Origin of the sequence: Pseudomonas argentinensis, from assembly GCF_001839655.2 — a bacterium.
Taxonomy (GTDB): domain Bacteria; phylum Pseudomonadota; class Gammaproteobacteria; order Pseudomonadales; family Pseudomonadaceae; genus Aquipseudomonas; species Aquipseudomonas argentinensis_B.
Genome location: NZ_CP056087.1, coordinates 2158177 through 2182785 on the forward strand (window position 1 = coordinate 2158177; position 24609 = coordinate 2182785).

Annotated in this window: 18 protein-coding genes and 5 tRNA genes; 20 read left to right on the forward strand and 3 right to left on the reverse strand. The window is 60.9% G+C overall.

All coding sequences use genetic code 11. The features are described from left to right. Window positions 1-59: 59 nt before the first annotated feature. The 12 genes from SA190iCDA_RS09600 to SA190iCDA_RS09655 all read left to right on the forward strand — a co-directional run bounded on the left by SA190iCDA_RS09600 (window position 60) and on the right by SA190iCDA_RS09655 (window position 16454). A complete protein-coding gene (locus SA190iCDA_RS09600) occupies window positions 60-827 on the forward strand; it encodes a class I SAM-dependent methyltransferase (protein ID WP_236101147.1) in 768 nt (255 codons plus the stop codon). After that, a complete protein-coding gene (locus tag SA190iCDA_RS09605; protein ID WP_070886723.1) occupies window positions 824-1429 on the forward strand; it encodes an HAD-IB family phosphatase in 606 nt (201 codons plus the stop codon). Before SA190iCDA_RS09600 ends, SA190iCDA_RS09605 begins: the two co-directional genes overlap by 4 nt. Further along, window positions 1405-2067, forward strand: a complete 663-nt coding sequence (locus SA190iCDA_RS09610; protein WP_070886902.1) for an NTP transferase domain-containing protein — start codon at window positions 1405-1407, stop codon at window positions 2065-2067. The genes SA190iCDA_RS09605 and SA190iCDA_RS09610 overlap by 25 nt, the downstream gene beginning before the upstream one ends. Continuing rightward, window positions 2060-7351 carry a glycosyltransferase gene (locus tag SA190iCDA_RS09615; protein WP_170833961.1) on the forward strand — a complete coding sequence of 1764 codons (5292 nt, stop codon included), beginning with the start codon at window positions 2060-2062 and terminating at the stop codon, window positions 7349-7351. The genes SA190iCDA_RS09610 and SA190iCDA_RS09615 overlap by 8 nt, the downstream gene beginning before the upstream one ends. Before the next feature lie 329 nt (window positions 7352-7680). Next, window positions 7681-8868, forward strand: a complete 1188-nt coding sequence (locus SA190iCDA_RS09620) for a flagellin (protein ID WP_070886903.1) — start codon at window positions 7681-7683, stop codon at window positions 8866-8868. A gap of 75 nt (window positions 8869-8943) precedes the next feature. After that, the gene (locus SA190iCDA_RS09625; RefSeq protein WP_070886725.1) at window positions 8944-9303 is read left to right on the forward strand and encodes a flagellar protein FlaG; all 360 of its coding nucleotides are present in this window, start codon (window positions 8944-8946) and stop codon (window positions 9301-9303) included. 73 nt (window positions 9304-9376) lie between these two features. Further along, window positions 9377-10822 carry a flagellar filament capping protein FliD gene (gene fliD / locus SA190iCDA_RS09630; RefSeq protein ID WP_070886726.1) on the forward strand — a complete coding sequence of 482 codons (1446 nt, stop codon included), beginning with the start codon at window positions 9377-9379 and terminating at the stop codon, window positions 10820-10822. A 420-nt stretch (window positions 10823-11242) separates the two neighbouring features. Further along, window positions 11243-11620 (forward strand): flagellar export chaperone FliS, encoded by a 378-nt coding sequence (gene fliS / locus SA190iCDA_RS09635; protein WP_070886727.1) that lies wholly within the window; start codon window positions 11243-11245, stop codon window positions 11618-11620. Between the two features lie 28 nt (window positions 11621-11648). After that, window positions 11649-11945: a flagellar protein FliT gene (locus SA190iCDA_RS09640; RefSeq protein ID WP_070886728.1), complete on the forward strand. Its 297-nt coding sequence runs from the start codon at window positions 11649-11651 to the stop codon at window positions 11943-11945. A 224-nt stretch (window positions 11946-12169) separates the two neighbouring features. Next, on the forward strand, window positions 12170-13642 hold the full coding sequence (locus SA190iCDA_RS09645; RefSeq protein ID WP_070886729.1) for a sigma-54 dependent transcriptional regulator: 1473 nt from the start codon (window positions 12170-12172) through the stop codon (window positions 13640-13642). Between the two features lie 202 nt (window positions 13643-13844). After that, window positions 13845-15050, forward strand: coding sequence for a sensor histidine kinase (locus tag SA190iCDA_RS09650; protein WP_070886730.1), 1206 nt, complete (start codon window positions 13845-13847; stop codon window positions 15048-15050). A gap of 3 nt (window positions 15051-15053) precedes the next feature. Beyond that, entirely contained in the window at window positions 15054-16454 is a 1401-nt protein-coding gene (locus SA190iCDA_RS09655; RefSeq protein ID WP_070886731.1) for a sigma-54-dependent transcriptional regulator, read from the forward strand. A gap of 789 nt (window positions 16455-17243) precedes the next feature. Here SA190iCDA_RS09655 and SA190iCDA_RS09660 read toward each other — a convergent pair. Both SA190iCDA_RS09660 and SA190iCDA_RS09665 read right to left on the reverse strand, forming a co-directional pair. Next, window positions 17244-17319, reverse strand: a tRNA-Asn gene (locus tag SA190iCDA_RS09660). A gap of 66 nt (window positions 17320-17385) precedes the next feature. After that, window positions 17386-18582 carry an amino acid aminotransferase gene (locus tag SA190iCDA_RS09665; RefSeq protein ID WP_070886732.1) on the reverse strand — a complete coding sequence of 399 codons (1197 nt, stop codon included), beginning with the start codon at window positions 18580-18582 and terminating at the stop codon, window positions 17386-17388. Window positions 18583-18748: 166 nt separating this feature from the next. Between SA190iCDA_RS09665 and uvrB the strand changes: the two genes are divergently transcribed. The 8 genes from uvrB (at window position 18749) to SA190iCDA_RS09705 (ending at window position 24206) form a co-directional block, all read left to right on the forward strand. Continuing rightward, window positions 18749-20764: an excinuclease ABC subunit UvrB gene (uvrB, locus tag SA190iCDA_RS09670; protein ID WP_070886733.1), complete on the forward strand. Its 2016-nt coding sequence runs from the start codon at window positions 18749-18751 to the stop codon at window positions 20762-20764. Next, window positions 20761-21276 (forward strand): nucleoside 2-deoxyribosyltransferase, encoded by a 516-nt coding sequence (locus SA190iCDA_RS09675; protein ID WP_070886734.1) that lies wholly within the window; start codon window positions 20761-20763, stop codon window positions 21274-21276. The genes uvrB and SA190iCDA_RS09675 overlap by 4 nt, the downstream gene beginning before the upstream one ends. 194 nt (window positions 21277-21470) lie before the next feature. After that, window positions 21471-22952, forward strand: coding sequence for a glutamate--tRNA ligase (gene gltX, locus SA190iCDA_RS09680; protein WP_070886735.1), 1482 nt, complete (start codon window positions 21471-21473; stop codon window positions 22950-22952). Window positions 22953-23098: 146 nt separating this feature from the next. After that, window positions 23099-23174, forward strand: a tRNA-Ala gene (locus SA190iCDA_RS09685). A 59-nt stretch (window positions 23175-23233) separates the two neighbouring features. Continuing rightward, window positions 23234-23309: transfer RNA gene (locus SA190iCDA_RS09690), tRNA-Glu, on the forward strand. Window positions 23310-23358: 49 nt separating this feature from the next. Next, window positions 23359-23434: transfer RNA gene (locus SA190iCDA_RS09695), tRNA-Ala, on the forward strand. A 47-nt stretch (window positions 23435-23481) separates the two neighbouring features. Next, window positions 23482-23557, forward strand: a tRNA-Glu gene (locus SA190iCDA_RS09700). 214 nt (window positions 23558-23771) lie between these two features. Next, window positions 23772-24206 carry an acyl-CoA thioesterase gene (locus tag SA190iCDA_RS09705; protein ID WP_070886736.1) on the forward strand — a complete coding sequence of 145 codons (435 nt, stop codon included), beginning with the start codon at window positions 23772-23774 and terminating at the stop codon, window positions 24204-24206. Between the two features lie 4 nt (window positions 24207-24210). On the opposite strand, the gene SA190iCDA_RS09710 is transcribed toward SA190iCDA_RS09705, so the two are convergent. Then, window positions 24211-24600 (reverse strand): hypothetical protein, encoded by a 390-nt coding sequence (locus SA190iCDA_RS09710; RefSeq protein WP_083329833.1) that lies wholly within the window; start codon window positions 24598-24600, stop codon window positions 24211-24213. Between the last annotated feature and the right edge of the window lie 9 nt (window positions 24601-24609).

The following is a 24609-nucleotide window of genomic DNA, read 5'->3' on the forward strand; positions in this document are numbered from 1 at the left end:
CTGTGAATCGGGTAATACCTCACAAAAGCGTAGTTCAGTGGAACGCGAGGGCTATATTGATGGATGTACGACGTATCAAAGGGCGTCCGGTTGCGATCGACTACGAGAGTACTCAAGCTTTTTTTGAATCTCGCGGGCAGCGCCAGTATGCCAATCTTCTGAGTGCAACCATGTATCAGGATGAGCAGCCCGAATTGGTCGCAGCTCGCGACCTGGCAGAGAAGCAGCGAGTGTCATCGGTTCTCGCACTTACAGACATCGGCAAGGTTTTTGATATCGGCTGTGGCGTGGGCCGCTGGGGCTGGTTTTTGGCCGAGCACTACCCGGAGTTGCGTTATTTGGGCGTCGACTTCTCCGCTAGTCTTATCGAGCAGGCGCAACGAGAAGCGGCCAGTCGTGACCTCGGACAATTAGCGTTTCAGATAATGTCCGCCACTAGCCTGCAACCCAATGATTTGCAACTGCCCGCGCCATTCGATTTGTTGCTGATTTCGGGCCTATTGATCTATCTGAACGATGCAGATTGCGCCAAGGTGCTGCGCGATGCGGCACTCCTATGCGCGCCCGGCGGCGCCATCTATCTCCGTGAGCCGGTGGGCATCGAAGAACGCTTTACGCTGGATCGCTTTTATTCTTCCGAACTGGCCGAGGAATATTCGGCGATATATCGCACGGTCGAGGAGCTCCACGGCCTTATGGCAGAAGCGCTAAAGGGGACTGAGGTAGCTATAGAGCAGGAGGACGTTCTGTTCGCCGACAGCCTCGAGAAGCGCGCCGAGACCCGGCAGTATTTTTTCATCCTGCGTCGTGCGGGAGGCAGCCAATGACCACGGCTTATTGCTTCGACCTCGACGGCACGCTGACCCGCCAGGAGTTACTACCGCTCATTGCTTCGTCTGTCGGGTTGGAAGACGAGATCAGCGTCCTTACTCAGGCCACCATCGATGGCCTGCTACCGTTCGATAAATCTTTCAAGCTCCGGGTTCGCCTGCTGCGAGATGCACGTCTGGACTGGATTCACGCCGTGCTTGAGGAGCAGGTTGAGTTCGATCCCAATATCATGGAGTTCCTCGGACGTCATCGTGAGCAGTCTTTCGTGGTCACCGGAAGCCTCGATCTTTGGGTAAAGCCGATTCTTGACAAGTTGGGAATCCAGAGCTTCACCTCTCGCGCCCGGTTTGACGCCCAAGGCGGCCTGGAGGGGGTGGAGCATATTCTGCATAAAGGCGACGCCATAAGCGCGTTGCGTGGGCAATTCGACCGTATCGTCGCCGTAGGGGAGGGCATGAACGACGTGCCCATGTTCGAAGCGGCCGACTGGCGCATCGCATACGGCGGTGTGCATACGCCCAACAAGACACTGCTCAAGCTCAGTGACTTCCTCCTGCATGACGGAAAAGCCTTATGTCGTCTATTAGACACGTTGTAATCAGCGCCGCTGGGATTGGCTCGCGGCTGGGACTTAATAAGCCGAAATGCCTCGTCGAAGTTGCCGGTCGCACGTTGCTGGAGTGGCATCTGCAGCGCCTACAGTGGGCCGAATCCGTCTGGCTGGTAGTAGGCTTTCGCGAGGAAGATGTGATCGAACATGCCGTTTCGCTACGTCCCGACGTCATCATCGTTCGCAATCCCGACTATGCCCGGACAAATACGCTGCAGAGTATCCACCGCGTTTCTCGTCATCTGAACGAGCGGATGCTGATTCTTGATGCCGATACCATTCTTGAAGACCGCAGCTTCCAGCATTTTCTCGATGCCGGTGAGCGGCATGAACAACTGGTAGGCGTGTCACCTTATCTCACCAGCGACGGTGTGCGCGTTTTGCTGGATACGTCGGGCGAGCAGGTAACTGGCTTCACGCGTGAGCCGGTCTCGGATCTGGAATGGACCGGGATCGCCATCATTCGACCGGAGCTGGTAATAGACAAACCGATTTATGTCTATGAGGCGATAGCGGCCTATACGCCTTTGCCCGCATTCACGATAAAAGCATTCGATATCGACACGACTGCAGATCTAGACATGGCGCGTAATGTACTGGCCGACCAGTGGGGTGAAAATGAGTAATCAAGATCAGGGGGCAGTGGCTGATAAATTTTGGAGCAACACTGATCGTGGTCAGATCGGGCCGGCAGCCCTTTATCAGCGGCAGGAGCAACATCTGATCGAACACGTTTTGCCACTGCTTGGTGAAAAGGACCATTTGCTGGATATCGGTTGTGCGGACGGCAGGTTCAGCCGGCTTTTTGCTAGCAAGGTCGCTCGTGTATCGGCCATGGATCTGGGAGCTGAACTCATCGAACAGGCCCGAGCGCATGCGTGCGCCGAAGGCTTGGAGAATATTGAATTTGAGGCAGGCAACGTCTTCGACTTCAGTTCAGAAGAGCGCTTCGATGCCGTAAGCCTAATGGGCGTTCTGACCCGCATCAATGATGACCTGGCCGCTGCTCGCGTGCTACTCAAGGCTATTTCACTGCTCAAGCCGGGCGGACTGTTGATCCTCAAGGATTCAGTGTTGCTCGAGGGGCAGGAAGCACGTCAACTGCTCAATGAACAGGACGAAGCAAAATACCGCCCCGAAAGTCGTTATTTGGCAATGATTCGTTCAATGGGGTTGTACGAGATTGCCAATTATCCGCTTTTAACCATGGATAATTGCAATCAGACCAGCGTGCTCTATCTATTCCGGCCACTGCTGGCTGAAACGCCGGCCGTTTTGCCCATCAAGGATCTGAGGGTTGCCTGCTTTGGCAGTATGCCTTTTCATTTCCGCTCCTTGCGCCCCCTGTCGGCCTGTTTTGAAAACAGCCTGCTGAGCCTGTCCATCTCCGAAGTGATGGCATGGCGACCGCAGGTTATCGTCGTGGCAGACGGCTGGTCTGTCGAGTTCTGGCGTGACTACTGCGATGCCCATCAAGTCCTGCTGATCGGCATGCGCCACGGTTCAGTTACGCGTTATGGGTTCGCCGAGCCGCAATACAACCACGCCGACTACCTGTGCGGCAGTCCGTGGGATATTGAGGACACGCTGCGTTCAAACGTGCAGCCGCGATCGGGCTTTCTGCTGACCGGCAACGCCTGGGTCGACGAAGTCTTCCGTCTGCCGCCTCGACCGGTGAACGAGCAGGCGCCGACTATCGTGTTCGCACCGACTTACAACCCCGAAATTAGTGCTGCGGCTTTTTTTGGAGAGCGATTGGTAGGCTTGATCCGCGAAGTCTATCCCGCTTCTCGCATCATTATTAAGCCGCACCCTGCCATCGTTTCGCATGAGCATAGTTTCGTCGTCGACAAGGCGCTGTTCCGTGGCCTGATGGAGGCTTGGCGCGCGCAGGTCGCGGCCGATCCGCTGGTGGAGCTGGTCGACGACCCCGAGGCCAGTATCGCCGAAAGTTTCGCCGAGGCTGACATCCTCGTTGCCGACCGCTCCTCGTTGCTGTTCGAGTTCATGGCGCTGGACCGCCCGATTCTTCTATATTCGAGCGAAGCTCGGGTGGGACATTGGGAATACAACCCCGACGCGCCCGGCAATGCCTGGCGTGATATCGGGATGGAATTCAGCGAGGATGAAGGCTTCCTCGAGCTGCTGCGTAACGCATATGCCAACCATGCACGGTATTGCCGCGACAGTCAGGCGCGCCGGGTGAGTGAGCTATACGGGCGCTTTCAGGATGGCCGCTCGGTCGAGCGGGTAGCCGATGCGATTGCTCGTGTGCCGAGACCGCACGTGGTAATTGATGTGCGCGATGCTCAACTCGATCCTGACATGCTGGATGCGTTCGAGCGCTCAATGGCATTCGGTCAGGTCGCGGTCTTGGGCGGGCAGACTGCGCAAAAGCAGCTTGCGGGAGTGCCGCAGTTCGAGAGCGCCCAAACGATGCTGGACTGGCTTGAGAGCCGACAGGCTCAGATCCAGGCCTTGATGCTCGTTGACGGCAAGGTTCCTTATCGTCCCGGCAGCGGGCATCGTATCAGTCAGGGACTGGCCAAGCTTGCCCGCGGCGAGGCTGCAGCCCAGGTCTTGACACGACGGCCAGTGCAAAGTGCTCCGCTCGCGCTGTCGAGTGAGCCGGAAGACTGGATAATTCAGCGCCAGCGCTGGGCTATAGAAACGCTTCAAGGCACGCAGCTATGGACACTTTTGCCAGGATACGTGTTACGGCGTGCTTTTGCCGATCTGCCTGAGTGTGCAACCGACCAGGTCTTCAGTGCCTGGTGGCAGACACTCTGCGTACAGGGTAATAGCACCCCATGGCCAGCCCAACGTATTGATACTGTCCTCGACGATAGTGTTGTGCGAGTGGTTGGGCGCAACCATTATCTGCTGGCACCGCGCGCCCGCCTACAGTTGGTGTGTGCCGTCGACGGTTGGCCTGAGCGCGATGGCTCACTGCAGATCGACGTTTCGGCGGTGCACGGTGTCGAATATGATCGATTCCCCTTCAAAGCCGAGCTGCGCATCAATGGCATTGCTCATCGCGAGCTGACGTTTAGGGATTACCAGGCGCAACGACTGGTGATTCCGTTCCGCCCAGAAGATGGCGGCGGCGTGATGCTGGAAGTCCATAGTAGCGCGCATTTTGCGGGGCTTGCTGGCCTGGCCGGTCCGCTTTCGCTGGCGCTGGGCTTCGTAGATGCCCCGGTCAAGCGGGTCTCTGCTGCATCGCCACCGGTGGATACCATCAGGCAATGGCTGGCGGGTCGGCAGCCCGGTGTAATCGAGCGGCGACTGATTCGAGAGCGCCTGGCGAAGCACAACGGCGGTCCACGAATGGCGGTTGTGGTGATGGATCCGGAGGGCGATGCCCAGGCGTTGGCGAAAACGTTGCGCAGCCTGAACCAGGATCATCACCTCTACCAGCCAAGCACGGTAGTCGTGGTGACTACCCAAGCTGAGCCCTCCGATGATGGTCGGATAGCAGTTTGTATGATCCAGACGCGCCCTGACGAATTGGCGGGCAAGGTCAATGCGCTAGCAACAGACCTGGATGTGGATTGGCTGATGCTGGTCAACGCCGGTGACGAGTTCACGGCCAGCGGGCTGACCATAGTGGCGCTAGAGCTGTTGAATGCGGGCGACTGTCGCGCGCTTTACTGCGACGAATTGCAACGTATGCCCGATGGCACCCTGGGCGCAGCCTTCCGGCCGAGTTTTAACCTGGACCTGCTGTTGAGCCTGCCTTCGGTAATGGCGCGAAACTGGTTGTATCGCCGTGACGTCTTCATCCAAAGCGGCGGGCTGGATCCGCACTATCCGCGTGCGATGGAGTTCGAATTGCTGACGCGACTCGTGGAGGCCGGAGGCATAGCGGGGCTGGGCCACGTCGACGAGCCCTTGCTGGTCACCGATGCACATGTTCCCGTGGAAATCACTGACGAGCAGGCTGCGCTGCTCGCGCACTTGAACCGTCGTGGCTACACCAATGCGCAATTGGTCGCCAGCGCACCAGGCACCTACCGCATACGATACGGCCATGCCGATCAGCCACTGGTGTCGATCCTGATTCCGACGAAGGATCAGTTGGCAATGGTTCAGCGCTGTGTGGAAACCTTGCTCGAACAGACCCGCTATACCCACTATGAGCTCCTGATCATCGATAACGCCAGTGAAACACCCGAGGCGCAAGCCTGGCTGGCCGGTATCGAGGCGCTTCAAGAGGAGAAGATCCGCGTGTTGCGCTACCCGCAGCCTTTCAACTTCTCGGCCATGAATAATTTCGCAGCACGTGAGGCACGGGGTGAGTACCTGGTACTGCTCAACAACGATACGGCGATCATTCGCGAAGACTGGTTGGATGAGATGCTCAACCACGCGCAGCGCCCCGAAGTGGGCATCGTTGGTGCCAAGCTGCTGTACCCAGATGGGCGCATCCAGCATGCCGGTGTGGTGCTGGGCCTCAATGGGCCGGCGGATCACCCGTTCATCGGCGAAGCCATTGATGCACCGGGCCACATGCGTCGCCTGCAGGTGGATCAGAACTACAGTGCGGTGACCGCCGCCTGCCTGATGATTCGCCGGTCCTTGTATCTAGAGGTCGGCGGCATGGACGAGGAGGCCTTCAAGGTCTCTTACAACGATGTCGATCTGTGCCTCAAGGTTGGCCAAGCTGGTTACCTGAACGTGTGGACACCCCATGCATTGGTACTGCACGAAGGTAATGTGAGCCAAAAGGCGATCGATCCACATAAGCAGGAAGCCAAGCGCAAACGTTTTGTCGCAGAGCAGGCCATCATGTACGAGCGTTGGCTGCCGTTGCTCGCCCGTGACCCTGCTTACAACGCCAATCTATCACTGGTTCAACGTGGCGGTTTCAAGTTGACCGACAACGCCATCAGCTGGCGACCGCTTCAGTCCTGGCGCCCGCTCCCCACGTTGCTCGTTCACCAGGCCGACATGCAGGGCTGCGGCCACTATCGGATGGTTCAGCCCTTTATCGCCATGAAGCTTCAAGGGTTGGTCGACGGCACGCTTTCGCGTGGGCTGATGCATACGCCTGACCTAGAACGTTATGATCCCGATTCCATTGTGCTGCAGCGTCAAGTTGGCGAGGATCGAATCCAGGCCATGCAGCGGATGAAGGCGTTTTCCCGGGCGTTCAAGGTCTATGAGCTGGACGACTACTTGCCCAACTTACCGGTCAAGAACATCCATAGAAGCCACATGCCCAAGGATATCCTAAAGACCTTGCGTCGCGGACTCGGCTTCGTTGATCGCTTCGTGGTGTCCACCGATGCGCTGGGCGAAGCCTTCTCCGGGCTTCACGACGACATCCGGGTCGTCAAAAATCGCCTGCCCACCCAGTGGTGGCAGGGGCTGGAAAGCGCGCGACGTGTTTCAGCCCGGCCTCGGGTCGGCTGGGCCGGCGGCATCAGCCACACCGGCGATCTCGAGATGATCGGCGATGTGGTTCGGGAGTTGGCCAAGGAAGTGGATTGGGTGTTCTTCGGCATGTGCCCGGAAAACCTCAAGCCCTATATCCACGAGTTTCACCCGGGCGTGCACATCGAGAGTTATCCGGCTGCGCTGGCAAAACTCAACCTGGATCTGGCCATCGCGCCGGTCGAGCAGAACCTGTTCAACGAATGCAAGAGCAACCTGCGACTCCTTGAGTACGGCGCCTGTGGATTCCCGGTGGTGTGCAGTGACATTCGTTGCTATCAGGACGATGCCTTCCCAGTCACCCGCGTGAAGAACCGCTACAAGGATTGGGTGGACGCTATCCGCATGCATCTGGCCGATCTGGACGCGACGGCCCGCATGGGCGACGAGCTGCAGAAGATCGTACTGAGTGACTGGATGCTGCAAGGTGAAAACCTGGACGCTTGGGCCCGTGCCTGGTTGCCGGACTGATCACGGCGCTCCAGCTTGACCGGCCGGCAAGCGTGTCAGCTGCTTCCCGGCCATCGATTCCCGACCAATTGCTGCCGCTCAAGTTTTTGCGTTGGGCGGCGATAACCTTCACGACGGTTGCGCCGCTGCTTCGACGCTTTTAGTGGGCATGGTGCACCGAAGAGTTATCGCCAAGTAAGACAGGGTAAGAAAAAGCTGTTTCAGACCCTAAAGCTTCTCGTCAAGGTGACGATAACTAATTCGAACGCGAACTAAATGGGTGCCTGGGCAATGCCTCACCCGAGGTCGCAGGCTTAGGCAAGCATCACAGTCCTGTGGAGGACAGCATCATGGCTCTTACTGTCAACACCAACGTGGCGTCGCTGAACACTCAGCGCAACCTGAACACCTCTTCCAACTCGCTGAGCACCTCCCTGCAGCGTCTGTCCACCGGTAGCCGTATCAACAGCGCCAAGGATGATGCCGCCGGTCTGCAGATCTCCAACCGTCTGACCAGCCAGGTCAACGGCCTGAGCGTCGCCACCAAGAACGCCAACGACGGCATCTCGTTGGCCCAGACCGCTGAAGGTGCGCTGCAGCAGTCCACCAACATCCTGCAGCGTATGCGTGATCTGTCCCTGCAGTCGGCCAACGGCTCCAACAGCACTTCGGAACGCGACGCGCTCAATAGCGAAGTCGGTCAGCTCAAGAAAGAACTGGACCGTATCAGCAACACCACCACCTTTGGTGGTCGTAAGCTGCTGGACGGCTCTTTCGGTACCGCGAGCTTCCAAGTGGGTTCGGCTGCGAACGAAATCATCAGCGTCGGCATCGACGAGATGAGTGCCGAGTCGCTGAAAGGCTCTTACTACACCGCCAGCGGTGGTGCGACCACCTTTGCAACCGGCACCGCCGCGAGCACCGGCAGCATTACCATCAACACTGCAGCCGTCAACGGCGCTGCCAGTGGCGAGACCAAAATCACGGTCAACTTCAAGGGCAATGAAACGGCCGAGCAGGCAGCTTCCAAGATCGCTGCGGCGGTCAACGATGCCAACATCGGCGTGGGTGCCTTCGTCGATGGTGACAAGATTAGCTACATCGCCCGGGCTGGCGAAAATGCTTCCGGCGTTGCCACCGGCAGCATCACCTCGATCTCCTTCGCGGGTGCTGCGTCCGGCGCTACTGCGGTCACCGCGTTCTCGGCATCGGCTTCCGGCGACAGCCGCGTGTCCGACATCGACATCAGCTCGGCCAGTGGTGCACAGGCTGCGGTACTGGTCATCGATGATGCGCTGAAAATGATCGACTCCCAGCGCGCTGATCTGGGTGCCATCCAGAACCGCTTCGACAACACCATCGCCAACCTGCAGAACATCGGTGAAAACGTTTCGGCAGCCCGGGGTCGTATCCAGGACACTGACTTCGCCGCAGAAACGGCCAACATGACCAAGAACCAGGTGTTGCAACAGGCTGGTACCGCGATTCTGGCCCAGGCTAACCAGTTGCCACAGTCGGTTCTCAGCCTTCTGCGCTAACCGGTACGAAGGTCAGGGAAAATTCGGGGGGGAGCGTTCGCGCTTCGCCCCGTTCTTCGTTGAGAGGTCAGCATCATGGACATTAAGTCGATCAGTAGCCAAGGAGTCATCCCTGTCGATCGCCTGTCGAATAAAAATGTCGCAGCTCTGGTTGTGCAGCAATCTGCACCTGCAGTGGCGCAGTTTCCTGTCGAAGATATGCGCGATCCGTCGAAGGAGGAGTTGCAGCAGGCGGTCGCGAGTGTCGAGTCCTTCACGCAGAGCATTCGCCGCGATCTCAAGTTCTCAATGGACGATGAGAGCGGTAAGGTGGTGGTCAAAGTAACTGACTCGAAGACCGGCGAGGTCATTCGTCAGATGCCTTCGGAAGAAGCATTGAGGCTAGCGCAGCGGCTTGATGAAGCGCGCAGCCTGTTATTCAAGGCTGAGGCTTGAGGATTCTGGCGCGTATGCTGCATTGAATCGCGTGTAAGCGGCTTTGCCGTCAATGAACTGACGAGGGTTTGTCATGGCTGTCACGACAATCAATGGTTTCAACTCAGGGCTAGACATCAAAGGGATCGTCAAAGCCATGGTTGACTCTGAAAGGGCGCCCAAGGCTCAGCAGCTTTCCAAGCTGCAAACGAAGACCATGGCGCAGATTTCTGGCCTGGGATCCTTGAAGTCGGGCATCTCCAATTTGCAGAGCGTGATGAAGGACCTGAACAGCGCCAAGTTGTTCCAGGCGCGCACGGTAACTTCGTCGGACACCACTCAGGTTTCAGCAAAGGCTGGTGCTACAGCGACACCTGGTACCTACAAGGTCGACGTCACGCGTCTCGCTACAGCCAGCACCGTGGCGAGTGCTGCAGTCGAGAAGGATGCAAAGTTCGCTGCCGGTGGCAGCTTGACAATCAGTCTCGGCGATGATGCGCTGAAGACAGTTACGCTACCGACGGGAAAAGATTTATCCCTCTCAGAGGTGAGCACCGCGATCAATACGCAGCTCAAAAACCAAGGCATATCGGCTACCGTCGTGACCAACCCGAGCGATGGCAAAGCGCGATTGATGCTCACCTCCAACAAGACGGGTGATGGCAACGACATCACACTTTCTGCCAGTGGCGATCTTGCCAAGCTAGAGATACCGGTGCAGGGCGCGAGTAACAATCCGCCGGATGGCGTGCAGTACATTTCCAAGGCCTCTAACGCGCAGTTGAGCATCAACGGCTTGAGCATTCAGAGTGCCAGCAACACTGTGAGCGACGCCATCGAAGGCGTCACCCTGACCCTGACGGCGCCGACGACCAGCAACTCGACTGTCAATGGCGAGACGGTTTCGACCAGCAAGCCCGTTATGCTGACGGTCGCCGAGGATAAAGCTGGAGTCAAAGGCAACGTCAAGAAGTTCGTCGAGGCATATAACAGCCTGATGACGACAACCAGTTCGCTCACCCAGGTCACCAAGGTCGGTGAGGATGGAGCCCCCATTGCCGCTGCGCTCGTTGGGGATGCCGGGGTTCGTCAGTTGCTCGGCACCATGCGTACCGAACTCGGCAACCCGCAGCCGGGAGCGGATAGTGGTGTGCGTATCCTTGCCGATATGGGGATCACCACGGGCAAGGATGGCAAGCTCGTCATCGACGACGCCAAACTGACCAAGACTCTGGACGAGAACTACGAAGCTGTTGCCGGCTTTTTCACTGGCGATGAAGGTCTGATGAGCCGCCTTAGCAGCAAGCTTGAAATCTACACCCAGACCGGTGGCATCCTTGAATCGCGTGTCAGCGGTTTGAACGGTACGATCAAATCGATCGATAAGCAGAGCGACGCACTCACCATGCGCATGGACAAGTTGCAAGCTCGCTTGTTGGCCCAGTTCAATGCTATGGACGGGCTACTAGGGCAGATGAGCTCTACCAGCAATTCGCTGGCTTCGGCGTTATCCAGCCTGCCGGGTGTAGTGCGCTCCTGACACGTACGTAGCGGCTAATTAGGCGCTTATCAAGCGCAGCGGCCTCAGCTGTCATATGGCTCAGTAAATGACCGTTCCATGCCGCCGCTTGGGCGTGCCGATCGAAATCACGGCGGGCTGGTGGACCGCTTTCAGGCTGCAACCCGACCTCGGCGTACCGTGATCTGCGGTCACACGCGGATGCGTGCTTTACGCTGGGACGGTCCCGCAGCTCTGCGCCAGGTTAGGGTGCTGCAGCGGTGAGCTGCATGAATACGCATGCAATCATGCTCATTTACAGCACCGCTGATTGCCAGCACGCGATTGCGATCCTAGCTAGTGCGCGGCAGGATGAGACGATAAAGCTTGAATCACTGCTAAAGCTCAGGCCGAGCATGCCGATACATTGAGTATTCCCGCTGTACACTGGAGTACATCTACATGAATGCCATGGCCGCTATGCGTCAGTACCAAAACGTCAACACTCAGGCTCAGGCTGTAGATGCCAGCCCGCACCGTCTGATTCAGATGCTGATGGAAGGTGGCCTGACTCGTCTGGCACAGGCGCGTGGTGCCATGGAGCGTGGTCAGTTTGCGCTCAAGGGTGAGTTGATCGGCAAGGCCATTGGTATCATCGGCGGGCTGCGTGAAGGCCTGAACTTTGAGCAGGGCGGTGAGTTGGCCCATAATCTCGATAATCTGTATGACTACATGAACCGTCGCTTGCTCGAAGCAAACCTTAAAAACAGCGTCGAACCACTCGATGAAGTTGCAGACTTGCTGCGCAACGTGAAGACCGGCTGGGATGCCATCGCTTAGTGATTGGCGTGCTGAAAGGAGCTTTTCCATGAATACATCTGTTCAGCGTCTCCAGAATACGGGTACGGCCATGCGCCAAGCATTGTCCACCCAGGACTGGGCGGCCATTGGCGAGCTGGATCTGCAGTGCCGGCAGGCTGTCGAAGAGGCGATGGTGGATGCCGCCGATGAGGACGGTGCGCTGCGTGCGCGCATGCAAGAGCTCCTGGATCTCTACAAGGATCTGGTCAGTGCCTGCCAGGCTGAGCGGCAACGGTTGGCCAACGAACTGGTGCAATTCAATCAGTCGCAGCAGGGTGCCAAGGTCTATCAGCTTTTTGGCTGAGTGATCTGTCCATCTGACTCCGCTGCGCCAGTTCTTATCATCGATAGTGTTTGCGCTTTTCCCGTGCGTCTCGAATTCTCGAGAGCCTGCTCCAGATGGGCCTGATCAGCGCCTTGTAAATAATCCCGCCATAAAATTGACTAAGCGCCAATAATTTACTTTACTGCTGGCTATATGCCGGCGCACTGGTGGTCGGCGGCTTTTTCTTTTTGGGCCGAGCAATTATGTGGCGTGAAACCAAGCTTCTGCTAATCGACGACAACCTTGAACGTCGCCGTGACCTGTCGGTGATCCTCGATTTTCTCGGGGAAGATCATCTCGCTTGTGGCAGCGGCGACTGGAACAAGGTGGTCGAGCAGATCGACTCCAGCAGAAGCATTCTGGGTGTCCTGCTCGGCGAGGTACAGCTCAAGGGCGGCGCGCTGGATCTGCTCAAGGAATTCGCCGCCTGGGACGAGTATCTGCCGGTTCTGATGCTCCACGAGCACGCCACCACGGATTGGCCGGAAGAGTTTCGCCGTCGTGTGCTGGCAACCCTGGAAATGCCTCCGAGCTACAACAAGCTCCTCGATTCCCTGCATCGCGCCCAGGTTTATCGCGAGATGTATGACCAGGCCCGCGAGCGTGGCCGACAGCGTGAACCCAACCTGTTCCGCAGCCTGGTAGGTACCAGTCGCGCCATCCAGCAGGTCAGGCAGATGATGCAGCAGGTGGCGGACACCGAAGCCAGCGTGCTGATTCTGGGTGAGTCGGGTACCGGCAAGGAGGTGGTAGCGCGCAACCTGCACTATCACTCCAAGCGCCGTGAAGCGCCGTTCGTGCCGGTCAACTGCGGCGCCATTCCGGCCGAATTGCTGGAGAGCGAACTGTTCGGCCATGAGAAGGGCGCCTTTACGGGCGCCATCACCAGTCGTGCCGGGCGCTTCGAGTTGGCCAACGGCGGCACGCTGTTTCTCGACGAAATTGGCGATATGCCGCTGCCCATGCAGGTCAAGCTGCTGCGGGTTCTGCAGGAGCGTACCTTCGAGCGCGTGGGTAGCAACAAGACCCAGAACGCCGATGTGCGTATCATTGCGGCGACCCACAAGAACCTTGAAAGCATGATCGAGAGCGGCAGCTTCCGTGAGGATCTGTACTATCGCCTGAACGTATTCCCCATCGAAATGGCGCCGCTGCGTGAGCGCATCGAAGACATCCCGCTGCTGATGAACGAGTTGATCTCGCGCATGGAGCACGAGAAGCGCGGCTCGATCCGCTTCAACTCGGCGGCCATCATGTCGCTCTGTCGCCATGACTGGGCGGGCAACGTTCGCGAGCTGGCCAACCTGGTCGAGCGCATGGCGATCATGCACCCCTACGGCGTGATCGGCGTGGGCGAGTTGCCAAAGAAATTCCGCCACGTCGACGACGAGGACGAGCAGCTTGCTGCCAGCCTGCGCGACGAGCTGGACGAGCGTGCGGTGCTGACCTCGCCGTCGCCGTCGGTGCTGTCGCCGGCGATGCTGCCGGCCGAGGGTCTGGATCTCAAGGACTACCTCGGCAATCTGGAGCAGGGGCTTATCCAGCAGGCGCTGGATGACGCTGGCGGCATCGTGGCTCGGGCTGCCGAGCGACTGCGCATTCGTCGTACCACGCTGGTCGAGAAGATGCGCAAGTACGGCATGAGCCGGCGCGAAGATGAGGCTGGCGACGACTGAGTCGCTTGGCCTGGGCGTCATAGGATGGGCGGCGGCCCGCCTGATCTTTCCGAGCCTACCGCTCTCAGTCAGCAGATTGACGACTCGTCACCTATCAAACTCTTATGTGCCTGAAAAGAAAGGTTTTTATTTTCAGGCATGAGTATTGCTATCTCCTTGGTAAATGACCGCCTTCTGACGGCTCGCCCTGCGAGAGAGTGCAATGAAGCCAAGCCCGCAACGTCACGCCCCGCTGGATACCTCCTCGCCGTTACCGGCGCAGCGGGGGGATCTGGAGCAGTCGCTGGCCTTGTTCGAGCAGATGTCGAGCCGCCTGGGTAGCTCCTACAGTCTTCTGGAAAGTCGCGTCAATGAACTGACTGGGCAACTGGCCCAGGTCAGCGAGCAGCGCGTGCAGGAACTGAACGAAAAGGAGCGGCTGGCTCATCGCCTGCAAAGTCTTCTGGATCTGCTCCCGGGCGGTGTCGTCGTCATCGATGGTCATGGCGCCGTGCGGGAGGCCAACCCCGTGGCGCGGGACATGCTGGGTGAGTCGTTACTCGGCTGCCTGTGGCGTGAGGTGATCGCGCAGCGCTTTGCCCCCCGTCGCGATGACGGCCATGAGATTTCCCTGGCCGATGGTCGGCGGCTGTCGATTTCCACCCGCTCGCTGCAAGGCGAGCCGGGTCAATTGGTATTGCTGACCGATCTGACGGAAACCCGGCGCTTGCAGGATCAGCTGTCGCGACACGAGCGGCTGAGCGCCATGGGGCGCATGGTCGCTTCCCTGGCTCATCAGGTGCGTACGCCGCTGTCGGCGGCGCTCTTGTATGCCAGTCACCTGACCGAGCAGGTACTGCCGGCCGAGCAGCAGCAGCGCTTTGCCGGACGCTTGAAAGAACGGCTGCATGAGCTCGAGCACCAGGTGCGCGACATGCTGGTATTCGCACGTGGCGAGCTGCCACTCGCGGACCGACTCGATCCCGCTCAGCTGTTCGAGGCGCTCAGGCAGGCCGGCGAGTCGGTGGTGCAGGGCATCAACGTTCGCTGGCAGTGCGATGCCCGGGGTGGCGAGCTGCTATGCAATCGCGATACGCTGGTGGGTGCTCTGCTGAACCTGGTCGAGAACTCGATCCAGGCGGCGGGGCAGGGTGTGCGCCTCAAGGTGCATGCCTACCGCCGCGGCTCCACATTGCGGCTGTGCATCAGTGATGACGGTCCGGGTATCGATGCACTGACGCTGGCGCGCCTGGGCGAGCCGTTCTTCACCACCAAGACCACCGGCACCGGCCTCGGCCTGGCGGTGGTCAAGGCAGTCGCCCGCGCGCATCAGGGCGAACTGCAGCTGCGTTCACGGCCGGGGCGCGGTACCTGCGCCTTGTTGATTCTGCCGCTGATTATCCCAGCGCACCCCACGAGTGAGGAGTGACCCATGGCTGCCAAAGTCCTGCTGGTTGAAGACGATCGCGCATTGCGCGAAGCCCTGGCCGATACCCTCGAACTTGGTGGCCACGATTACCGCGCCGTCGATTGCGCCGAGGCGGCGCTGGTCGCCCTTGCTCAGGAGCCGTTCGGCCTGGTGATCAGCGACGTGAACATGCCGGGCATGGATGGTCATCAGCTGCTATGCGTCATCCGTGAACGGCAGCCGCAGTTGCCGGTGCTGCTGATGACGGCTTTTGGCGCTGTCGAGCGTGCCGTCGAGGCGATACGCCGTGGTGCGGCCGATTATCTGGTCAAGCCCTTCGAGCCCAAGACCCTGCTGTCGCTGGTGGCGCGCCATGCACTGGGGCGAGCCAGCGAATCGGAGCAGGACGGTCCGGTGGCCTGCGAGCCGGCCAGTTTGCAACTGCTCGAGTTGGCGGCGCGGGTCGCCCGTAGCGATTCTACCGTGCTGATCACCGGCGAGTCGGGAACCGGCAAGGAAGTATTGGCCCGTTATCTTCATCAGCAGTCGCAACGCGCCACGGGGCCGTTCATCGCCATCAACTGTGCGGCGATCCCGGACAACATGCTGGAAGCCACCCTGTTCGGTCATGAGAAGGGCGCCTTCACGGGGGCCGTTGCCAGCGCACCGGGCAAGTTCGAGTTGGCCGAAGGCGGCACCATTCTGCTCGATGAAATCTCCGAGATGCCGCTCGCCCTGCAGGCCAAGTTGTTGCGTGTGCTGCAGGAGCGGGAGGTGGAGCGGGTCGGCGCCCGCAAGCCGATCAGCCTGGACATCCGCGTGCTGGCGACCAGCAACCGGGACCTGGCGGCAGAGGTGGCGGCGGGGCGTTTTCGTGAAGACCTGTTCTATCGCCTTTCGGTTTTTCCCCTGGCCTGGCGGCCGCTGCGTGAGCGACCGGCGGATATCCTGCCCCTGGCCGAGCGGCTGCTGGCCAAGTATGTGAAGAAGATGAACCTGGCACCGCTGCGCCTTTCGGCCCAGGCAGTCGCCTGCCTGACCCACCATGCCTGGCCGGGCAACGTGCGCGAACTGGACAACGCCATCCAGCGCGCGGTCATTCTCCAGCAGAACGGTGTTATCGAGCCCCACGACCTGTGCCTGACCGCGCCGATCGGTTTCGCTCAGCCGTCCCAGCCTCCGCTGGCGGTGGTGCCAGGCGTGGCGATGCCGGTAGTGCCGGACGCCATCGTGGCGGATGGCGCGTTGGGCGAGGACCTGCGGCGCCGGGAATACCAGGTGATCATCGATATCCTGCGTGCCGAGCGCGGGCGTCGCAAGGAGGCGGCCGAGCGCCTGGGCATCAGCCCGCGAACCCTGCGCTACAAGCTGGCGCAGATGCGCGATGCGGGGATGGATGTCGAGGCGTATCTCTACGCCAGCTGAGTTCGAGCAAGGCAATGTCAGGCCTGCACAAAAAAACGGCGCCCGCGCGTTGTAGGAACGGGCCATGCCCGTGATTTCGCGCGCATGGCGCGCTCCCACAGTGGATAGGCGCTGACAGTCGTCCCCGTACCACTACCGCTCTTCGGCATGCTATGGCCCGATGAGGTTTAGCGGGTAGGGCGGACTCAGGAGCGAAGCGAACAGTCCGCCAACCCATATCGATCCTGCCACAGCGGCAACGGCGTACTGCTTCGCGAGTACGCCCTACCGCGCTGAGCTCGCGCAAGGCTTGAAATGTCGGGCCTGCACAGAAACGGCGCCCCAGCTTGTGGGAGCGGGCCATGCCCGTGATTTCGCGCGCATGGCGCGCTCCCAATGTGAATAGGCGCTGACAGTCCTCCTCGTACCACTACCGCTCTTCGGCATGCTATGGCCCGATGAGGTTTAGCGGGTAGGGCGGACTCAGGAGCGAAGCGAACAGTCCGCCAACCCATATCGATCCTGCCGCAGCGGCAACGGCGTACTGCTTCGCGAGTACGCCCTACCGCGCTGAGCTCGCGCAAGGCATGAAATGTCGGCTTGCACAGAAACGGCGCTCGAGCTTTGTGGGAACGGGCCATGCCCGTGATTTCGCGCGCATGGCGCGCTCCCACCGTGAATAGGCGCTGACAGTCCTCCTGCACCAATAACCTCCTTCGGCATGCTGTGGCCGGTGAGGTTTAGCTGGCACCCAGAGGCAGCTTTTCGGCAGGCATAAAAAAGCCCCGGATCAACCGAGGCTTCTGAATTTGGCTCCGCGACCTGGACTCGAACCAGGGACCCAATGATTAACAGTCATTTGCTCTACCGACTGAGCTATCGCGGAACAACGACGCGTATCCTACTGATTACGAAGGGGAAGTCAAGCATCTGCCGACTTCTCCCTGGCAACTTACAGAACGGCGGCGATGGCCTTGGTCACCACCGGCAGGTTGCGGGTGTTCAGGGCCGCCACGCAGATCCGGCCGGTGCCCACGGCGTAGATGCCGAACTCGCTGCGCAGGCGCTCGACCTGTTCGGTGGTCAGCCCGGAATAGGAGAACATGCCGCGCTGCTGCGCGACGAAGCCGAAGTCGCGCTTGGCGTTCAGGTCAGCCAATTGCTCGACCATGGCCAGACGCATGGTGCGGATGCGATCACGCATTTCGCCCAGCTCGGTTTCCCACATCACCCGCAGCTCCGGGGTGTTGAGTACGGCTGCGACCACGCTGGCACCATGGGTCGGCGGGTTGGAGTAATTGGTGCGGATCACCCGCTTGACCTGGGACAGCACACGGCTGCCTTCTTCCTGGTCCCCGACCACGATGCTCAGGGCGCCGACGCGTTCGCCGTACAGCGAGAACGACTTGGAGAACGAGCTGGAGACGAAGAAGGTCAGGCCAGATTGGGCGAACAAACGTACCGCTGCGGCGTCTTCTTCAATACCGTCGCCAAAACCCTGGTAGGCGATGTCGAGGAAGGGTACATGCTCGCGTTCGCGCACGATTTCCAGCACCGCCTGCCAGTCTTCGGGGGTCAGGTCGACGCCGGTCGGGTTGTGGCAGCAGGCATGCAGCACGACGATGGAGCGCGCCGGCAGGTTCTTCAGGTCCTCGAGCAGGCCGCCACGGTTCACGCCGTTGCTGAAGGCGTCGTAGTAACGGTAGTTGCGCACCGGGAAACCGGCGGCTTCGAACAGGGCGCGATGGTTCTCCCAGCTCGGGTCGCTGATCGCCACGGTGGCGTCGGGCAGCAGGCGCTTGAGAAAGTCCGCGCCGGTCTTCAGCGCGCCGGTACCGCCAATGGCCTGGGTGGTGATCACCCGGCCCTGCTGGATCAGCGGCGAGTCGTTGCCCAGCAGCAGCTTCTGCACGGCCTGGTCGTAGGCGGCGATGCCTTCGATCGGCAGGTAGCCACGGGGCGCGCGGGCAGCGGTGAGCGCCGCTTCCGCTTCGACCACGGCACGCAGCAGCGGGATGCGACCTTCTTCGTTGGTGTAGACACCCACGCCAAGGTTGACCTTGTCAGGGCGTTTATCGGCGTTGAATGCTTCGTTGAGGCCCAGGATGGGATCGCGCGGAGCCATTTCGACGGCGGAGAACAGACTCATGGGGGCGGCAGCTCTGTGGTGAGGTGGGTATCGAGCAACCCGGCAACTGGATTAGGGGTTGCGCAAGCGGGCCGTTAGTATAGCGGCCCATATTCGGTGTCGCGACAGCGTACATCAGGTATGACGCACGTGTTGTCGTGGCGTCACAGCCTTTGCAGAGGTATTTATGTCCGAGTTCCAACTGGTCACCCGTTTCGAGCCCGCCGGCGACCAGCCCGAGGCGATCCGGCAGATGATCGAGGGCCTTGAAGCCGGGCTTTCGCACCAGACGTTGCTCGGCGTGACGGGCTCCGGCAAGACCTTCAGCGTGGCCAACGTCATCGCCCAGGTGCAGCGCCCGACCCTGGTGCTGGCGCCGAACAAGACCCTGGCGGCGCAGCTGTATGGCGAGTTCAAGTCGTTCTTCCCGAACAACGCGGTGGAGTATTTCGTCTCCTACTACGACTACTACCAGCCCGAGGCCTACGTGCCGTCGTCGGACACCTTCATCGAGAAGGACGCCTCGATCAACGACCATATCGAGCAGATGCGCCTGTCGGCGACCAAGGCGCTGATCGAGCGCAAGGACGTCATCGTGGTCTGCACCGTGTCGTCGATCTACGGCCTGGGCAGCCCCGAGGAATACCTGAAAATGGTGCTGCACCTCGACCGTGGCGACAAGATGGATCAGCGCGCGCTGCTGCGCCGCCTGGCCGAGCTGCAATACACCCGCAACGACATGGATTTCGCCCGGGCGACCTTCCGGGTGCGTGGCGACGTGATCGACATCTTCCCGGCCGAATCGGACCTGGAGGCGATCCGCGTCGAGCTGTTCGACGACGAGGTGGAGAACATCAGCGCCTTCGATCCGCTGACCGGCGAGGTGCTGCAACGCCTGCCGCGCTTCACCTTCTACCCCAAGAGCCACTACGTGACGCCCCGCGACACGCTGCTCGAGGCGGTGGAGAAGATCAAGGTCGAGCTCCAGGATCGCCTCGACTACCTGCGCGGCGCCAACAAGCTGGTCGAGGCCCAGCGCCTGGAGCAGCGCACCCGGTTCGACCTGGAGATGATTCTCGAGCTGGGCTACTGCAACGGCATCGAGAACTACTCGCGCTACCTGTCCGGCCGCCCGTCGGGGGCGCCACCACCCACGCTGTACGATTACCTGCCGGCCGAAGCGCTGCTGGTGATCGACGAGTCCCACGTCAGCGTGCCCCAGGTCGGCGCCATGTACAAAGGCGACCGTTCGCGCAAGGAAACCCTGGTCGAGTACGGCTTCCGCCTGCCGTCGGCGCTGGACAACCGCCCCATGCGCTTCGAGGAGTGGGAGGCCGCGTGCCCGCAGACCATCTTCGTTTCCGCCACGCCGGGGCCCTACGAGGCCGACCACGCCGGGCGGGTGATCGAGCAGGTCGTGCGCCCCACCGGCCTGGTCGACCCGGAAGTGGAGGTGCGCCCGGCGCGCACCCAGGTCGACGACCTGCTGTCGGAGATCAACAAGCGCGTGGCCGCCGAGCAGCGCGTGCTGGTCACCACCCTGACCAAGCGCATGGCCGAGGACCTGACCGATTACCTGGCCGATCATGGCGTCAAGGTGCGCTACCTGCACTCGGATATCGATACGGTCGAGCGGGTGGAGATCATCCGCGACCTGCGCATCGGCACCTTCGACGTGCTGGTCGGCATCAACCTTTTGCGCGAGGGCCTGGACATGCCCGAGGTCGCCCTGGTGGCGATTCTCGACGCCGACAAGGAAGGCTTCCTGCGCAGCGAGCGCTCGCTGATCCAGACCATCGGCCGCGCCGCCCGTAACCTCAACGGCCGGGCGATTCTCTACGCTGACAACATGACCGGTTCCATGGAGCGCGCCATCGGCGAGACCGAGCGGCGCCGGCAGAAGCAGCTGGCCTTCAACGAGGCCAACGGCATCGTGCCCAAGGGCGTGGTCAAGGACATCAAGGACATTCTCGAAGGTGCGGTGGTGCCGGGGGCGCGCAGCAAGAAGCGCAAGGGCATGGCCAAGGCCGCCGAAGACAATGCGCGCTACGAAGCGGAGCTGCGCTCGCCGGCGGAGATCACCAAGCGTATCCGCCAGCTGGAGGAAAAGATGTTCGAACTGGCCCGCGACCTGGAATTCGAGGCGGCGGCGCAGATGCGCGACGAAATCCAGAAGCTGCGTGAACGGCTACTCGCGGTATGAGTGCAGCAGCTCACCCTAAGGTCTACCTGGCTGGTTTCGACGTGTTCAGGGGCGATGCCGTCGAGCGGGGCGAATACCTCAAGCGCCTGTGCCGCGAGCAGGGGCTCGAAGGGCTCTATCCGTTCGACAACGAGGTGCCCGGAGGCCTGGCGCCCGCCGAGCAGGCGGCGCAGATCTGTCAGCTCAACCTGGCGATGATCCGTGACGCCGACGCCGTGCTGGCCAACCTCAATCCCTTTCGCGGCTCGGAGCCGGATTCCGGCACCGCATTCGAGGTCGGGGCGGCGGTAGCCCTGGGCAAGCCGGTGTGGGCGTACTTCGAGCCCCGGGGCAGCATGCGCCAGTGGCTGCCTGGTGACGAAGCGGGCCGTGATGCCGATGGCTACTTCATCGAGGATTTCGGCCTGCCGCGCAACCTGATGCTCGCCTGCTCCTGGGCAGGCTGCAGCGCCAGTGTGGAGGAGGGCGTCGCGGCGCTGCGTCGCCATCTGCGCGGCGCTTCGGGCATCTGAGCCGGCGGCCCGCCACGGTGCCGGGTTCGCCAGCGGCCGGCGCCCAGCTTTGCTGGAGCCAGTCGGGGCTGGCCTGTTAATATTCGTTTCCTTCGCTTTCTCGCGTCATTCATGGCGCCTGCGCCGGTGGCTCATGCAGCCAGGGCGTGAGGCCAGCCCATGCCATCTTCAGTCTTACTTGCTCGGGACTTTCCATGACCACCGTTCGCACTCGCATCGCTCCGTCGCCCACCGGCGATCCTCATGTCGGCACCGCCTATATCGCTCTGTTCAACCTGTGCTTCGCCAGGCAGCATGGCGGCGAGTTCATCCTGCGCATCGAGGATACCGACCAGGTCCGTTCGACCCGCGAATCGGAGCAGCAGATCTATGATGCCCTGCGCTGGCTGGGTATCGAGTGGAACGAAGGCCCGGACGTCGGCGGCCCCTATGGCCCTTACCGGCAGAGCGAGCGTGGCGAGATCTACCGCAAGTACGCCCTGGAGCTGGTGGAAAAGGGCCACGCCTTCTACTGCTTCTGCACCCCGGAAGAGCTCGACCAGATGCGCGCCGAGCAGATGGCCCGTGGCGAGACGCCACGCTACGACGGCCGCGGCCTGCTGCTCTCCGACGAGGAGGTGCAGCGTCGCCTGGCGGCCGGCGAGCCCCACGTGATCCGCATGAAGGTGCCGAGCGAGGGCGTCTGCGTGGTGCCGGACATGCTGCGCGGCGACGTGGAGATTCCGTGGGATCGCATGGACATGCAGGTGCTGATGAAGACCGATGGCCTGCCGACCTACTTCCTGGCCAACGTGGTCGACGACCACCTGATGAAGATCACCCACGTGCTGCGTGGCGAGGAGTGGCTGCCGTCGGCGCCCAAGCTGATCCTGCTGTACGAATACTTCGGCTGGGAAAAACCGCAGCTGTGCTACATGCCGCTGCTGCGTAACCCGGACAAGAGCAAACTGTCCAAGCGCAAGAACCCGACCTCGATCACCTTCTACGAGCGCATGGGCTTCCTGCCTCAGGCGATGCTCAACTACCTGGGCCGCATGGGCTGGTCGATGCCGGACGAGCGCGAGAAATTCACCCTCGGGGAGATGATTGCCAACTTCGACGTGCAGCGCGTCTCCCTCGGTGGGCCGATCTTCGACCTGGAGAAGCTGTCCTGGCTCAACGGCCAGTGGATGCGCGACCTGAGCGTAGAGGAATTTGCCGCTGGCGTGCAGAAGTGGGCCTTCAACAGCGACTACCTGATGAAGATCGCGCCCCACGTGCAGGGCCGGGTGGAGACCTTCAGCCAGATCGCCCCGCTGGCGGGCTTCTTCTTTGCCGGTGGCGTGCAGCCGGACAAGGCGCTGTTCGCCCACAAGAAGCTCTCCGACGACCAGGTGCGCCAGCTCATGCAGCTGATCCTCTGGAAGCTCGAAGCGCTGCGCCAGTGGGAGAAGGAGCGCATCACCGCCTGTATTCAATCGGTGGTCGAGCACCTGGAGCTGAAACTGCGCGACGCCATGCCGCTGATGTTCGCTGCGGTCACCGGCCAGGCCAGCTCGGTATCGGTACTCGACGCCATGGAGATTCTCGGCCCGGACCTCACCCGTTTCCGCCTGCGCCAGGCCATCGAGCTGCTCGGCGGCGTGTCGAAGAAGGAGAACAAGGAGTGGGAAAAACTGCTGGCCAGCATCGGCTGATTCTCGGCCGCCTGTCGCCGTGTGCGGCCGGCCGCCAGCGGTTTGCGGTAAGTGATTGTTATGTCAGCGAAAAAAAATGCATCACCGGCTAAAATTTTGTTGACAGGGTGCAGGGGCGCACTTAACATGCGCCCCGTCCTCGAGATGGGGCTATAGCTCAGCTGGGAGAGCGCTTGCATGGCATGCAAGAGGTCGACGGTTCGATCCCGTCTAGCTCCACCAATCTCGGATGCCACAACCGGTTCCTCGGAACGGGTTGAGTTGTAAAGAAGGGCATTTGCGTCCCCTTCGTCTAGTGGCCTAGGACACCGCCCTTTCACGGCGGTAACAGGGGTTCGAGTCCCCTAGGGGACGCCACTATTTCCAGCTGCAGTGCTCAAGCATTGCAGCCAGACCGCAAGGTTCTGGGGCTATAGCTCAGCTGGGAGAGCGCTTGCATGGCATGCAAGAGGTCGACGGTTCGATCCCGTCTAGCTCCACCAATCCACGACAGGCCAGCCTAGTGCTGGCCTTGTTCTTCGAAGGTTTCGTCCCCTTCGTCTAGTGGCCTAGGACACCGCCCTTTCACGGCGGTAACAGGGGTTCGAGTCCCCTAGGGGACGCCATTTTTGCCCGCTCTGCGGGATTTTTAAGGGTCACTTCTCACGAAGTGGCCCTTTTGTTTTTGCGCGCTCGAAAAGTGCTGGCCGCTCTGTTGATGCAGGCCTTGCGTTGCGCAAGGCTTAGCCCCTAAGGTCAGGCTCGTTCCGTCGACAAGGGAAGCCACCCCATGAAGCTGACTCACACCGTTGCAGCGCTGCGCGCCCTGGGGCGTCTGCCGTGAACTGGGATCGCCCTGATCCATTCACCATCGACCTGATGGTCGGCAGCGAGGATATCGACGGCCTCGGCCACGCCAACAACGCCGTCTATGTGACCTGGCTGGAACGCTGCGCCTGGCGGCATTCGCAATCGCTGGGGCTGGATCTGGTCGAGTACCGGCGCCTGGATCGGGCCATGGCGGTGGTGCGCCACGAGATCGACTACCTGAGCAGCGCCTACGAAGGCCAGGCGCTGGTCATGGGTACCTGGATCGTCGCATCCGACCAGCGTCTGAAGATGGATCGCTGTTTCCAGTTGGTGCGCCCCCAGGACGGCGCCACCTTGCTGCGCGCGCGCACCACCTTCGTCTGCATCGAGCTGTCCAGCGGGCGGCCCAAGCGCATGCCGGCCGAATTCGTCGCGAGCTATGGCAGGGCATTGCTGCCCGCCTGAGGGATCACTGCTGCGGCGCCAGAAACAGCTTCTGCTCCTCGTACACCGCCTGGTAGCGCCTGACCTCGCCGGGTTGCAGCAGGATCGACTGGCTGCTTAGCAGGTCGATCTCGGCGCAGAAGCCTTCCCGTGAAGGTGTCAGCACAACGGTTCTTTCGCCGCTGGGCACGTCCAGCGTGACACTTTCGCCGGCCGGTAGCGCCACCACCACTTGCTCATCGACGCGCAGCTGCAGGTCGCAGGCGTTTGGGGCATGGCGGTCACGGCTGACGATCAGTTTGGCAGCCGCTGCCGGATCCAGTGGCACGCCCTCGGAGATCGGCGTGACGGCCAGGGCGCTGGTGGTGGCCAGCAGCAGGGCGAGCGGGGCACCGCGCAACAACAGTGGGCTCATGGTGATTCC